Here is a 13,411-nt window from a genome sequence, read left to right on the forward strand (position 1 = left end):
TTATTATGTTTCAGAAGCATATAGGGCACAACCAACAAAAAAAATCCTCCTGCTCAGGCGGGAGGATTTATCATTTTGCAGAACTGAGATATGGTCGGTTCGGCGTTCCTTATTATGGTGTAGCGCTGTACCCGTTGAAGTAATGCACTCCGTCGTGGGCGGTATCCCCGGGTGCTGTCCTTCGGTTGGTGTTAAACCAGAGCTTATCGCCATTGGCGATTCCGACGCTCTCGATCTCAAATAGATCAGGGTAGGTCGATGATGTAATACGGAACGAGAGATTGTCATCCGAATAGATGGTACCCGAGGCCGTAGAAATGCTCCGATACACCAGAACGATGCTTACATTCTCATACGTAAGGGGAACATAGATGGTATTGTTATAATACCCGAAGCCTTGGGAAACATACGAGCTGATATTCGAAATGGTACTGCCGTTGACCAAAGCATCGGACGTGTTCAGGGTGAAACCGTAGGTGGCATTGATCGTGCCGCCGTTAGCGGTCAAAGGTAGCGTTCCCCGATAGAGAGTAAGGCCGGACTTGAAGAGGAAGTAGATGTTGCTCGCGTCTTTGCTGGTGATGGCTACACCCGACATTCCTTTGTCTACCCCGTTGTACTGGATTGTGTAGTTCCCTACTTTGTAGTAGGTCGTTCCGACATATTTCAGCTTCACGAGGCTCATGCTTCCGGCTTTCATGGTGATAACGAACATGTAGTATTCTCCGTCAATCGTGCTGAGCACCATATCATTGGCATGGCCGAGGTAGGTATTGTAGGTGGTCCCGTTGTCTCCATTGGTCATGAGAGTGGTCGTTCCGTCGCTCATTCTGGTCCGGTAAATGACGGCCTTGGTGTCGTCTCCGTTAATTTTGACCGAATAAGTGTAAGAAGACCCCACGGCAAAACCTTGAGCAGCATAACAATCATTGGCATTTCCTAGTGTGGCCATCGTGGTGTAGGTATTGTAATACGCGGCGCTGGCTGTAATCGGCAACAGAAAAGCCATACATAAGAGCAGTACCAGAAAAGTAGTAAAGCGCTTCCTTCTTGTCCATGACTTTATCCTCGTTCCCGTTCCTCTTGCCGGCATAATCGTCATTCCCTAACCTCCATAAAATGGATTTGAGTACGTCAATATATATTACCCTGAATCCGTCCCCATTCGGTGAATTTAGCCGTAAGAATTTTTGTTATTTTCGTAAAATTCTCATTCTTTTTTTGGCACAAAAAAAGGAGCCTGCCCTTAACGGTCATGGTTCCTTTTCCTACCCGAATCAGCGGCTTTTAACCAGCAGTTCCACAGCTTCCTTCACCAGCTTGCCGGTGTCGTGGTTGCCTGCGGCCTGCTCGGCCAGGATGCATTGCTGCAGGTTCTCCGCTACGATATGGGCGATGGCTTTGTCCGACGCATTCCGGATGGCCGACAGCTGTGCCACCACTTCTTTGCATGGCTTCTCTTCATCCATCAGCCGGAGGACTCCCCGGATCTGGCCCTCGATTCTTCTCAGCCTTGTTTTCATTGCGTCCGTGTAGTTATAATCCAACGATTTCCCCGCCTTTCACATGATACAGGTACAGGTATCCCTATTGCTAGTATACCCTCAGAAGGATAAAGGGACAAATGGTATACGATAGTGTCGGAAGACGAATCCTAATCGGTAATCTGCTGAAGAAACGCCTTTATGTCCCTATCTCCTGGAGCCGTTCCCGGCTGAACCGGATCCATTCCCGGGCGGCAAAGGACAGATACCCTTCCTTGCGCCACATCATGGCGAGCCTCCACGGAATGATAGGATCGTTCAAAGGTACGACACGGATCCTCCCGGGATCCAGCTGCCGGCAGATGGTCGTCGGGAGCAGGGCCACCCCCAGCCTCTCCGCTGCCATCCGGCTGATGAAATCCCATTGGGCGCTTTCATAGGCAACCCGCGGCTCGAAGCCCGCCTCCCGGCAGGCCGCTAGAATCCGGTCGTTAAGGGCAAAGTCTTCCCTGAACAGAATAAAGGGCTCCCGGGCCAGCTCGGCCAGCCGGATGCTCTCCTTGTCGGCAAGCGGATGTAAGGGAGAAAGCACGAGCTGGAGGCTTTCTTCTACGAATACATAGCCATCCAAGGCGGAATCCCCTGTGGGGAGCAGGATGACCGCGACATCGAGACCTCCCCCGCGCAGCTCGTTCTCCAGCTTCTTGGACCCGTCCTCCACCATGCGAATCGCAATGCCCGGGTAGCGCTCCCCGAATCTTCCCATCATTTCCGGAAAGAAGCTGACGCCCACCATAGGCGGAAGCCCAAGCCTTATCGATCCTTTCCGAAACCCGGTAAGGTCGTTCAGCTCCTCCTTCAGGCTGCGGAAGGAACTAACCATCGTTTCCGCATGGGCGGCTACCGCCTTCCCGGCATCGGTGAGCTCCGCTTTCTTTCCCGTTCGGAGGAACAAGGTGACGCCCAGCTCTTCTTCCAGTCTTTTGATCATTTTGCTAATGGTGGGCTGGGTGACGTGAAGCGCTTCGGCCGCTTTGGTGAAGCTGCCATGGCGGGCCACCTCCCAAACATAGTTCATATCCCGGATATCCATGTGAAAAAGCTCCTTTGCCACACCTGTACAATAGACAAATGGAATGAAAAACATTCCATCTATTCATTTTACCCATGAAAGCGGGAGGTGTACAATTTTCATAGGAGGGATCTTCTTGATTCGTTTCGGTAAAGGCGTTCTGCAAATTTTGTTTTTCGTCCTGGTTTCTTATGGAATGAATGCGTGGGTGGGCTTCATGGGCTGGCCGGTTCCGGGAAGCATTCTGGGGCTGGGCTTCGTTTTTGTTCTGCTTCAACTAAAAATCCTCCCCCTGAACGCCGTCGAGCTAGGAGCGAAGTGGCTGCTTGCCGAAATGCTCCTGTTCTTTATTCCGTCCGCGGCCGGGGTTGTCGAATATAAGCCCATGCTCCTCAGCAGCGGTCCGCAAATTCTGCTGGTCGTCCTAACCGGTACCGCTCTCGTAATGGGTTGTGCCGGCTTGGCGGCGGAGCTGATCATCAGACGCAAAGGGAGGAAGATGCCATGATCGCGTTGGGCTGCCTGTTGGCCACGCTTGTCATCTACTGGGGCGCGAAGCGGGTCTACCGGGCTTTTCCGCGGGTTTACTTGACCCCGCTATTGGTCGCACCCGTGATCATTATCGGGATTCTCACTCTGGCCCATCTTCCCTATCCATCCTATGAGGCGGGCACTCACTGGCTGACCCGGATGATCGGGCCGGCAACCGTCGCCATGGCGATCCCGCTCTATCAAAACTTCGGCATGCTTAAGAAGCATGCGGCGGAAATAACATTGAGCGTGCTTTTCGGTTCCGCCGCTGCCTTGATCAGCTCCGCCTGGATGGCACGCGAGCTTCATCTCGACAACCGGCTGGTGGAAAGCCTCGCCCCCCGTTCGGCCACCACCCCGATCGCCATGGCGGTTTCCGAAAGGATCGGCGGCATTCCGACCATGACGGCGGTCTTCGTTATCTTGACGGGCTTGTCCGGCATGATCCTCGGTCCTTATATGGTGCGGCTGCTGCGCATCCGCAGCGAGGTGTCACGCGGCGTTCTGTTCGGAACGAGCTCGCACAATGCGGGAACCTCGAAGGCCTTCGAGTCGGGCTCGGCCGCCGGAAGCATCGCCAGCATCTCCATGATTCTTACCGCCTTCTTCACCCTGCTCCTCGCTCCGTGGCTTATGCCGTGATTCGTCAATCCGGAATGGGACACCTGGGAAGAAGGCAATAACAAGGGGCTTTCCCGGCGAGTCGGCTCGCTAGGAAAGCCCCTTTTGGGGTAGGGATCAGATAGGGGACGGCCACTCCACAACCAGCCGGACTCCTTCCGGAATGCCCGGGTAACGGAGCAGCAGCGTGGCCGACGCCGGATCGTAAGCCGAGGCGACCTCGACGGGAACGGAAGAGGATCCGCGCTCATCCCGCCCTGTCTTCTGCGATTCAACGTTACCGCCAGCTCCTTCCTCTGCTGCCCGGTCCCCCGCTCCAGCCAAGCCGGCGCTCCTCTGCTCGGCGGTTATGCGCAGAGGAGCCGAGGCCGAGCGGATTCGGGTGCTGACCGTCAGCCCGGCAGGAGCCTCGGAGTGGAAAAAGAGCCGCCCCTCTCCGCGCCGCTCGTTACGCACGCGCGAAGAACTCACTAGAACAGCGGGCGTGTTTAATCCGGCTTCGTCAATGCCCGCCCCACCGGACTCGCCGCAATCGTCCGATCCGAACGGTTCTCGGCGCTCATAAGCGAGATCATACAGCAGAGCGTCCTCACCTGGCTGGAGCTTGACGGACGCCACGACCGGCAGGTCCGCTTCGAACAGGTCCAGGAACGGTCCCTGTAGAACAGGCGGCTCCCCCGTCTCCGTTTCGTCGAGGGCATGGGCGATGACGTACGGGCCCCGCTGAATCCGCAAAAGCCCGCTTTCCCGGTACTCCTCTTCTTCCCCCCGCCGCTCCAGTGCCCAGCGGACATCCTCCGCGACAAGCCCGGCTCCTTCCTTCGTCCGGGCAAACGCCGCCGGATGAATTCGGCGATACCGAAGGGCACCGGCGCCTGCCGGATGATCCCCCTCCGCGGGCTCCCGTCCGAGTCCCAAGGCCTCGAACAGATGATGCTCCGGCCGCTCGTAGGTTCGGGAGCCGGAGGAACGGTTCCACCATTCGCTTACTTCGTGGAACGGGTCCGTCCCATCTCCGTAATACAGCAGAATTCCGCCTTCCCGTACCCATTGGGCCAGCACCTGATGGAGGCCGGGATGTTCGGGCTTCATGAATTCGTAGCTGAGCAGCAGCACCCGGTATCCTTCCAGATAGCCTGGGAAAGCAAGAAGATTATCCAGCTGGACGGGACGGAGCGGAATCCCCTTCTTCACAAGGGGAAGAGCCAGGCCGTAAAAAGCCGACCAATCCAGCAGTTCGCGCTGTGCCTCCGGCAGAACCTCCGACGTGTCCGTGCCGTCATACTTGAAGGCGCTGCTTTCGTCGTCAGCCAACACGTCTCCCCGCTGGAACATCGCGGAATTGGCAAGACAGAGGCCGATGCCGCGGGTATATATCGCTTCCCTTCCCTCCCCCTCCGCTATTTCTTCATGACTATGCATATCGCGCAGGACATTCATGACCGTCAAAAGAACGGTTCCATACTCCCCGGGAAGGGGCTCCTTCCCGGTGCCATCCTCCTTCGGGTAACTCCCTTCGAAGACGCGGTAAGGCCAGGGGCAGACCTCATACTGCTTCACGCCGGGATGCAGCAGCGAGGCGGTGACGGTGGCCCGGTAGTTGCGCCGGTAATCGCTCCAGGTATATCGGGGGTTATCCTCGATCGGATCATGCAGAAACCACATCTCCCGTCCGGTACCGCGCGTCAGCTCCTGCATGATGCCGTATTCCAGGTACGCCGTCTCGAAGGTCCGTTCCCGTCTGATTCCCTGATAGATGTTGGGCGTACGGGCCGTGCCGGTCCAAATCTGGGCGATAAAGCCGTCGCAGGCCGGCATATTCACGAGCAGCGCCTCGGGACTGATGATTCTCCACTGGGTGTAGTTAATCAGACTGTGAGTCGGCACATAGAAGCGGATCGTCCGTCCGTAGGTTACGAGCGAATAGTCCTTCAGCTGGCTGCACAGGCGGTCCAAGGCCCGGTAGTACATGACAGCCTTCAGCTTCGAAGCTCTGTACTGCGCGTCCGGCGAAGAGTGAGGGGGAATCCATTCCTCTCCGTAGAAGGTAAGCCACTCCCGGCGGAACGCCTCCGAATAACCCGACTGCGCCCAGAACTCCGGCTCCTCCAGATGGATCGCCTCTACGCCGCAATCCACCGCCTTTTTCAGATGGGCGGCCAAATAATCGGCAAACGCGATCGTCGGAACCATATAAGGCACGTCGGGGCCGTGCTGCACGTATTTCCCTTTACGGTCCATTTGGGCTTCGTCCCAATGGCTGCGCCCGTCGAATCGCCCGTAAAGATAATCCTGATACTCCCCCCAGGAAACGCCGGTCATCAGGTGAATCGTATAGCCGGCCTTTCTCCAACCTTCGATGCGTTCCGGCAGGTCGTCCGAAAGGCCATACACCATAACGAAGTCGGTTCGCAGATCATACTTGGCCCCATAGGGCCGGGACTCCTGAAAGCCGGTCCATTCCGGACTCTTCTGGCTCAGACGGGTCATACAGGCAGATCTCCTCTCTTGGAAAAAAGGCCCCCCGGGTCAAAAGCAGGCCCGGGAGGAACGTTTACGGGTGGCGAACTCTCAAGCAAAAATAACGGCCGTTAGTTCGGCATCTGCACCTTCACCACTTCTTTTCCCTTCAGGTTGTCGTTGACGTACTTGATCGCTTCCGGATAGTTCATTTTGTTCAACTGCCCCCGAAGCGCATTAAGCACATTAAGAGCCGCTTCGTCGGACTTGGCGAAGATCGCTTCCTTCCACACATCGTTCATCTTATCCATTGAAGGCTTAAGCGTCTCCCAGTTCGGTGCCTTCGTGATGACATCACCCGCGTTATAGGCCGAGATTACCTTGATTCCGTTCGGCCTCAAAATTTTGCGCGCATTCTCCATCGCCTTCATCCGGTCCTGGTCCATCCAGATGTCGCCGCCGAGGGAATTCGTGCGGTCCGGTCCCGTCAACGACTCGAAACCGATGCCGAACCCTTCGTTCTTCTTCTGCTTGCCGGTCGTGTCAGCGGCAAACTTGTCGAAGATTTCCTTCTTCGCGACCGGCTTGCCGTTCGCCATGTCATAATGGACGCCTTCCACCCCGTAATGGACCAGCTTGAAGCCTTCATCCGAGGCTAGGAAATCCAGCAGCTTCAGAGCCGCGTCCACATTCTTGCACGATTTCGTGATAACGGTGACATTGTTGCCCTGAATGGCTAGATCCGCAGGCCGGTTCGGCTCGGCTCCGGCGCGCTCCAGCGGACCAACCGGGATATAGTCGCTGCCCGGATGGGCTTTCACGTAATCCTTCGAAGCATCCAGAATGGCCGGGTAGTGAGCGGCCAGAACGGCGATGCGTCCCTGCTTGATTTTCTCATTGGCTATCGGGTCGGTCTGGGTGAAGGCCTCGGGATCGAGCAGCCCTTCGGAAAGCAGCTTCCGGTAGTACAGGGTATAGTCCTCATAGGCCTTCGTGAAGAAAACATTCTCGAGCGTGCCGTCTCCTTTATCCACATAATTGGAGCCGTAGAACATTGTGCTGCCGATTCCAACCGCCCAGCCGTTGTGGAAGCCCCCTAGCGGGATGACCGGCATTCCATTCTCCTTCAAGCCCGCATCCTTAATCTTCTTTAGAAAGGCATACAGGTCGTCCTTCGTCTTCACCTTCTGCGGATCGACCCCAATCTTATCCGCTATGTCTTTGCGGACGTAGAAGCCGTAAAGCCAATCCAGAGCATCCTTGTCGGTGGCCGGCTGGTTCTGGTACAGCATATATTTCTTGTCGCCGAAGGCTCCGATCGCTTTCTCATAGAGAGCGGGCGGCACGTTCTCCTTCTTGATGCCTTTGGCCAGGTTCGGGTACTGAGCCAGCTTCCCGGACAAGTCCACCAGCTGGTCTTCCTTAGCCGCCTTGATGATTCCGTCAAGCTCTCCTCCCCAAGCGGGGCCGGTGTAGATATCCGGCAGATCTTGAGTAGCGAAAATCGTATTGACCTTCTCCACTTCGCTGCCTTTCGTGTAATCCAGCTTCACGTTGACGCCCGTCTTCTCCTGAATCGCCTTGGTGATCGGAGTCAGGTCCACATCCCCGGCGCTGGAGCCGTTCCAGTTGTGAAGGATTTTGAGCGTGACCTCCTTCCCCGAACCTCCTCCGTCGTTCCCGCTTGACGATGTTCCGCCGTCCTTGCCGCCCCCGGTACAGCCGACCAGCGTGCTTCCCATCAAAGCGGCGGCAAGAAGAGCTGAAGAGACTTTTGCCCGATTGGTTTTCATAAGAAACCCTCCTAAGAACGAGATTGGATATAAGATAAAGCCCCCGCACCTAACGTTTCGATGCGCTCTGCACAGGAGCATTCATCCGGTGACGCTTCGATCATGATGGCGGGCGGCCGGAGGGATCAGCCCTTCACGGAACCCATCATCACCCCTTTGACGAAATAACGCTGCAGGAATGGATAGATGCACAGAATCGGGAAAACGGTAATGACCAGAAGCGCCATCCGGAGCGATTCCGGCGTAGCCCCCGCCACGTTATTGTTCATCGTCTGACCGCCCTGCTGGGCCGCCCGCTGCATGGAGGAAGACAGCGCCTCCGCCTCCGTCAGCATCTGCTGAAGAAGCGTCTGGACGGGAATCAGGCTTTTATCGGATACAAAATAAGTCCCGGTGAACCAGTCGTTCCAGTGGGCCACTCCGTTAAAGAGCGAGATGGTGGCCAGCACGGGCCCTGAGAGCGGAAGGATGACGCGCAGGAAAATTTGAAAATCCCCATAGCCGTCAATCCGTGCCGACTCCTCCAGCTCCTCGGGAATCCCCTGCAGGAAGGTCCGGATGATCACAATATGAAAGAAGCTGAACAGCATCGGAATGATATACACCCAGAAGGTGTTAACGAGATGAAGCTTCTGCAGGGTAATGAAATAGGGGATGAAGCCGGCGCTGAAGATCGTCGGCAGGAAGATGTAGAACGTGAAGAAGGTACGACCGGGCAGGGTCTTTTTGGACAGGGCGTACGCCATGAGGGTGCAGAGCGAGACATGAAGAATCGTACCGAGCAGCGTCCTCATAATGGTGATGCGGTATGCCTGCCATATTTTGGGATTGTGGAACACCTGAGCGTAGTTGTCCAGCGTAAACTGGCGCGGATAGAAGTACAGCGCCCCCAGCATGGAATCCTTGCCGTCATTCAGCGAATAAATGAGGATATAAAGAAACGGATAGAGCATGGACATGCTGAACAGGATCAGGAACGCCCCGTTAAGAAGGCTGAACAGAGATAGTTTGCGCTTCCCCATTAACGCAACACTCCTTTCGGATTAGAAGAGCGACACGTCGCTGATTTTGCGGGCCACCCGGTTAACGGTCACGATGAGCACCAGGGCGATCACGCTCTGGAACAAGCCGACGGCCGCCGCATAGCTGAGACGCCCTTCGCTGATCCCGGAGTTGATGACATGCACGTCCAGGACACTGCCAATGGCCGCCGTGGCGGGTCCGTTAAGCAGAAGCAGCTGCTCATACCCGGCGCTCATCAGGCTGCCTGTCGCCAAAATGAACAGAATGACCGCTATGTTGCGGATGCCGGGCAGCGTCACGTGCCACATCTGGCGGAACCTCCCCGCTCCATCGATGCGGGCCGCCTCATACAGCTGCTGGTCGATGCCTGCGATGGCCGCCATGTAGATAATGGAGTTCCACCCGATGTTCTTCCATACGTCGGATCCGAGGATCACCTGGTAGAACCAGGTCGTGTTGTTCAAGAAGGTAATCGGCTCTTGGATGAGACCGGTCCCCCTCAGGAAATCGTTAACCGGTCCGCCGTAAGGCGTCAGCAAGCGCTGCATAAGCGTCACCACGACAACCCAAGAAACGAAGTATGGCAGATACGAAAGCGTTTGCACGACTTTCTTGAATCTAAGGTTACGCACCTCGTTAAGAAGAATGGCCAGAACAATGGGCATCGTAAACCCGACGGAGAGCTTCATGGCGCTGATGAGGATCGTGTTGCGGATGAGCTCCCACGCCTGGTAGTACCCGAAGAATTGATGAAAATATTTCAAACCGGCCCACGGGCTTCCCGAGAATCCTCCCGAGAACCGGAAGTCTCGGAAGGCGACCTGGATGCCGAAAAGCGGAACATAAGAAAACAGAAAGAACCAGACGATCCCGGGCAGCATGAACAGGTAGAACAATTTATGCCGCCAGATTCGCTTCACAAGCGGATGTGCCGTCATACGCGTATCCTCCTTCCTGGAATGAAGGCGGCGGACATTAAGTCGAGCGGTTTCTTGAGAAACTGCTTCCGCCTTGGCCGACCGGTTAATTTTCATAAGCGGATGCCCGGGCAAGTCTCAGCGTGATGATCTCGAAGGGGCCGAATGTTAGCGGAAGGGATCTGTCCTTCACTTCCACCGGCTGAAGCTTGTTCTCCATTAAATCGGAGAGCCACGCTTCCGAGATCGGGAAGCCTGCCGTCACGGTCGTCTGCAGCCGGGTTCCGGCCGTTTCATACAGGCGGACGATGAGATCGGAGCTCTCCTCCGCCTTCTTGACGGCCTCCACCATGACATGCGGATGGCCGGTTAGAAGGAAGGAGCGGCCCGGGGCCAAGGCGCAGCCGGAGTTGGCGGAGCCAGCCGAGTCGCGGCCGGAGCCGGGGATTTCGCCTTCAGCCGGATAACCGGCGGATGACGTCGCAGTACCGGCCGCGGGCTGCCGGCCGCGAAGCTCCTCCCCTGCTGCCGCTGCGTTGGAAAGCACCGCTCCCTGCCCTGTCCCTCCCGCTGCCGGCGCTGCCTGCACCGTACGCAGCGGAACGTTAAGCTCGTATCCGCGCTTATACACTTCCGCTTCAATGGAATCTCTCCGGTGGGGAAACAGCGAATACGTGAAGGTATGCTCCGCCCGGTCGGCTTCGGGATCCGGAAAGGACGGGCTGCGCAGCAGGTTCAGATCAAGCTCGTTCCCTTCCGCCCGATGGCCGTATTTGCAGTCGTTCAGCAGGGCGACGCCGTAATCCGGCTCGGACAAGTCGATGTAATGATGCGCGCAAATCTCATCGCGGGCGTAATCCCACATCGTGTTCCGGTGTGTCGGCCGCTGGTAGAAGCCGAACTGGATGTCGCAGGTGACGGAGGGCGTCCGGACGTTGACCGGGAACGACGTGCGAAGCATCCGGCCCGATTCCCTCCAGTCGACGGTCGTCTCAAAATCGATCCTCCGGCTTCCTTCCGTCAGCACCACCCGCTGGACGAGCTCGGAATGGCCGTAGGTGTACCGCATGATCAGCCCGACCGTCGGGCCGTCGGCGAATTCTTCGACCTGCCGGAGAACAAAAGGATCTCCGCCGCTCCCAGTCAGCCGGTATTCCTGACGGAAATCCCAGGCATCGCCGTCATCGGAGTACACCGTCAGCCGATTCGCCTTCCGTCCGTGCGGCACGATCTCCCGGCTGTTCTCCTTGTCGAAGATCGAGACGGCCGCCCCGTCCGCACCGAAGCGCACGGCCACCCTATCATTCTCCAGACGAAGCTCCTTCGCCGAGGCGCTCGGTGACGGGGCGGCCGCCAACCGGTTATCCGCCCGTTCCGGCGAACTCGCCGGGGCGGCTTCCAGCGCGTGTGCTTCCACCAACGCGAAACCCATAGGCGGAACGCTTACCTCCTGCCAGCCTCCAGGCAGCTTCAGCCATTCCTTGCGTTCCCACGGCAGGGAATTGAACACGGCCGCCCCGCCGCCCGCGGCAGTAAAGCCGGAAACCGCCTGCCCATAGGCCTCCGCCGTCATTCGTTCCGTCCTCTCGGCGAGCACCCGGTACCGCTCCAGCGATTCGTCATAAACCCGCTTGATGGAGGAGCCCGGAAGAATATCATGGAACTGATACAGGAGCACTTCCTTCCAGATCCTCTCCAGCTCCTCCGCCGGGTAAGGGCTGCCGCCGGCCATTTCCGCCAGAATAGCGGCGAATTCCAGCTCGCGCAGCACTTTCTCCAGCTTCCGGTTGTATCGTTTGTTCCGGCCTTGGCTCGTCAGCGTACCCTGATGGCGCTCGAGATACAGCTCCCCGCGCCAAGTCTGGTAGCGGTCCTTGCCTTCTTCAAGCCGTTCGAAGAACCGCCAGGAAGGCTCCTGCTCGACCGGGCACAGCCCGAGCAGGTTCTTCTCTCTAGCTAACCGTTCCAGGTGCTCTTCCCCCGGCCCGCCGCCTCCGTCTCCGATGCCGAACAGCAGGAGGGCCCGGTCCGACACACCCTTATCCAGATACTGCTCCTCCGTCTTCACGATAGACCGGGGGGCCGCCGGGCTGTTGTAGGTATCCTCCGGAGGCATGTGGGTCAGAACCTGCGAGCCGTCAATCCCTTCCCACAGAAAGGTGTGATGAGGGTGCCGGTTGTAGACGCTCCACGACAGCTTCTGGGTCATCATATATTCGACGCCGGCCTTGCGGAGAATTTGCGGCAGGCTCGCCGTATAGCCGAATACATCCGGCATCCACAGCGACTTCATTTCCAGGCCGAACTCCTGCTGAAAGAAGCGCTTGCCGTATAAGATTTGACGGACGAGCGATTCGCCTCCCGGCACGTTCGTGTCCGACTCCACCCACATGGCCCCCTGCGGCTCCCAGCGCCCTTCCCGGATCCTCTCCTTCACCCGCGCGTACAGCTTCGGATAATGCTCCTTCATCCATTCGTACAGCTGGGGCTGGCTTGCCCCGAACACGTAGTCGGGATAACGCTCCATCATCTTAAGGGCGGTGGAGAAGGTGCGGGCCCCTTTGCGGATCGTCTCCCGGATCGGCCACAGCCAGGCCAGATCGATATGGGCATGACCGACTGCGCTGATCGTTAGAACGGGATCGCCCCCTTGCTTAGCGAGCTGTTCGCCCAGAAGACTCCGTGCCTCCTTCACCTGATCCTCGGACAGATCCGTTAACAGAAGGGAAGCCTCGTACAGCTTCCGGAAGAGGCGTTCCTTGCGGGCCGAGCCCTCCGGCAGCCGTTCTGCCGTTTCGAGCAGCACCTCCGCATCGTAGTAGAGCTGCCGAACCTCCTCCCGGCAAACGGCAACGACCGCTTCCTTCAAGGTTCCGCTCCGATACTTTCCGAACAGGTCATTACAGCCGGCATCGGCCCATACATCGATCGTTTCTCGGCCGGTCGAGGCCTCCGCTACCTCCACCACCCGCTTGCCCGGGAGTCCCAAAGAGTAATCGAACTCGGAATTGACATTAGTCAACCCCTGGACAGGACTACCTTCGCCGTCCACCAGACACATCTCCCCGTTAATATCCAGAAGAAGCACTACTTTACGGCCTGCGGCCGATTCGGGCACCGCACCAGCAAAATGAAACCAGGCACAGTCCCACAGGCTTCCCCACCGGTCACCGGCCTTTAGGTCAACTCTTGCTCCGGACGTCCGTTCCTCGTAGGGTACCGGTTCCCGCGTTACCCAGGCGCTAACGGTAAGCTCGGAAACCGGCTCGTAAATTCGTTCCTGCAGCCTTTGCAGCAGGGCTCTTAATTGGTTGGATTTGATGACTTCATAGGGCATCGGCTCTCTCGTCTCCTTTACACATCGAAGTGGGATGGAGCTGCCTTTCGTCTCTCCCTAACTATAATCTAAATATTGTATATATTCAATATATTTTTAATACTTGACTGAATGCACAAAAAAACCGGCCCCCTTCTGGAACCGGCTGCTGTTACGGCTAAATGCCATCACAG

10 protein-coding genes are annotated in these 13,411 nt (G+C 57.2%); 2 read left to right on the forward strand and 8 right to left on the reverse strand.

Annotation, left to right across the window (positions count from 1 at the left end; translation table 11 throughout):
- Positions 1-112: 112 nt before the first annotated feature.
- The 3 genes from MJA45_RS14510 to MJA45_RS14520 form a co-directional block, all read right to left on the reverse strand.
- Positions 113-1,009: a hypothetical protein gene (locus MJA45_RS14510; protein WP_315602632.1), complete on the reverse strand. Its 897-nt coding sequence runs from the start codon at positions 1,007-1,009 to the stop codon at positions 113-115.
- Between the two features lie 268 nt (positions 1,010-1,277).
- Positions 1,278-1,547, reverse strand: a complete 270-nt coding sequence (locus MJA45_RS14515) for a metal-sensitive transcriptional regulator (RefSeq protein WP_315602633.1) — start codon at positions 1,545-1,547, stop codon at positions 1,278-1,280.
- A gap of 136 nt (positions 1,548-1,683) precedes the next feature.
- A complete protein-coding gene (locus tag MJA45_RS14520) occupies positions 1,684-2,577 on the reverse strand; it encodes a LysR family transcriptional regulator (protein WP_315602634.1) in 894 nt (297 codons plus the stop codon).
- A gap of 115 nt (positions 2,578-2,692) precedes the next feature.
- Between MJA45_RS14520 and MJA45_RS14525 the strand changes: the two genes are divergently transcribed.
- Entirely contained in the window at positions 2,693-3,064 is a 372-nt protein-coding gene (locus MJA45_RS14525; RefSeq protein WP_315602635.1) for a CidA/LrgA family protein, read from the forward strand.
- Positions 3,061-3,729: an LrgB family protein gene (locus MJA45_RS14530; protein WP_315602636.1), complete on the forward strand. Its 669-nt coding sequence runs from the start codon at positions 3,061-3,063 to the stop codon at positions 3,727-3,729. The genes MJA45_RS14525 and MJA45_RS14530 overlap by 4 nt, the downstream gene beginning before the upstream one ends.
- 96 nt (positions 3,730-3,825) lie before the next feature.
- Here the strand turns inward: MJA45_RS14530 and MJA45_RS14535 are convergent, their stop codons facing one another.
- The 5 genes from MJA45_RS14535 to MJA45_RS14555 form a co-directional block, all read right to left on the reverse strand.
- Positions 3,826-6,198 (reverse strand): hypothetical protein, encoded by a 2,373-nt coding sequence (locus MJA45_RS14535; RefSeq protein ID WP_315602637.1) that lies wholly within the window; start codon positions 6,196-6,198, stop codon positions 3,826-3,828.
- A gap of 101 nt (positions 6,199-6,299) precedes the next feature.
- Complete coding sequence (locus MJA45_RS14540; RefSeq protein WP_315602638.1) at positions 6,300-7,961, reverse strand: extracellular solute-binding protein; 1,662 nt, start codon at positions 7,959-7,961, stop codon at positions 6,300-6,302.
- A gap of 125 nt (positions 7,962-8,086) precedes the next feature.
- A complete protein-coding gene (locus MJA45_RS14545) occupies positions 8,087-8,983 on the reverse strand; it encodes a carbohydrate ABC transporter permease (RefSeq protein ID WP_315602639.1) in 897 nt (298 codons plus the stop codon).
- A gap of 21 nt (positions 8,984-9,004) precedes the next feature.
- A complete protein-coding gene (locus tag MJA45_RS14550) occupies positions 9,005-9,922 on the reverse strand; it encodes an ABC transporter permease (protein ID WP_315602640.1) in 918 nt (305 codons plus the stop codon).
- An 85-nt stretch (positions 9,923-10,007) separates the two neighbouring features.
- Positions 10,008-13,238: an alpha-mannosidase gene (locus MJA45_RS14555; RefSeq protein WP_315602641.1), complete on the reverse strand. Its 3,231-nt coding sequence runs from the start codon at positions 13,236-13,238 to the stop codon at positions 10,008-10,010.
- Positions 13,239-13,411: the final 173 nt, after the last annotated feature.

The sequence above is a fragment of the Paenibacillus aurantius genome (assembly GCF_032268605.1).
Taxonomy (GTDB): domain Bacteria; phylum Bacillota; class Bacilli; order Paenibacillales; family NBRC-103111; genus Paenibacillus_AO; species Paenibacillus_AO aurantius.

Coding starts and splice junctions, on each gene's coding strand:
- MJA45_RS14510 (WP_315602632.1), bottom strand. CDS start 1,009: ATGGCTTTTCTGTTGCCGATTACAGCCAGCGCCGCGTATTACAATACC.
- MJA45_RS14520 (WP_315602634.1), bottom strand. CDS start 2,577: ATGGATATCCGGGATATGAACTATGTTTGGGAGGTGGCCCGCCATGGC.
- MJA45_RS14530 (WP_315602636.1), top strand. CDS start 3,061: ATGATCGCGTTGGGCTGCCTGTTGGCCACGCTTGTCATCTACTGGGGC.
- MJA45_RS14535 (WP_315602637.1), bottom strand. CDS start 6,198: ATGACCCGTCTGAGCCAGAAGAGTCCGGAATGGACCGGCTTTCAGGAG.
- MJA45_RS14540 (WP_315602638.1), bottom strand. CDS start 7,961: ATGAAAACCAATCGGGCAAAAGTCTCTTCAGCTCTTCTTGCCGCCGCT.
- MJA45_RS14545 (WP_315602639.1), bottom strand. CDS start 8,983: ATGGGGAAGCGCAAACTATCTCTGTTCAGCCTTCTTAACGGGGCGTTC.
- MJA45_RS14550 (WP_315602640.1), bottom strand. CDS start 9,922: ATGACGGCACATCCGCTTGTGAAGCGAATCTGGCGGCATAAATTGTTC.
- MJA45_RS14555 (WP_315602641.1), bottom strand. CDS start 13,238: ATGCCCTATGAAGTCATCAAATCCAACCAATTAAGAGCCCTGCTGCAA.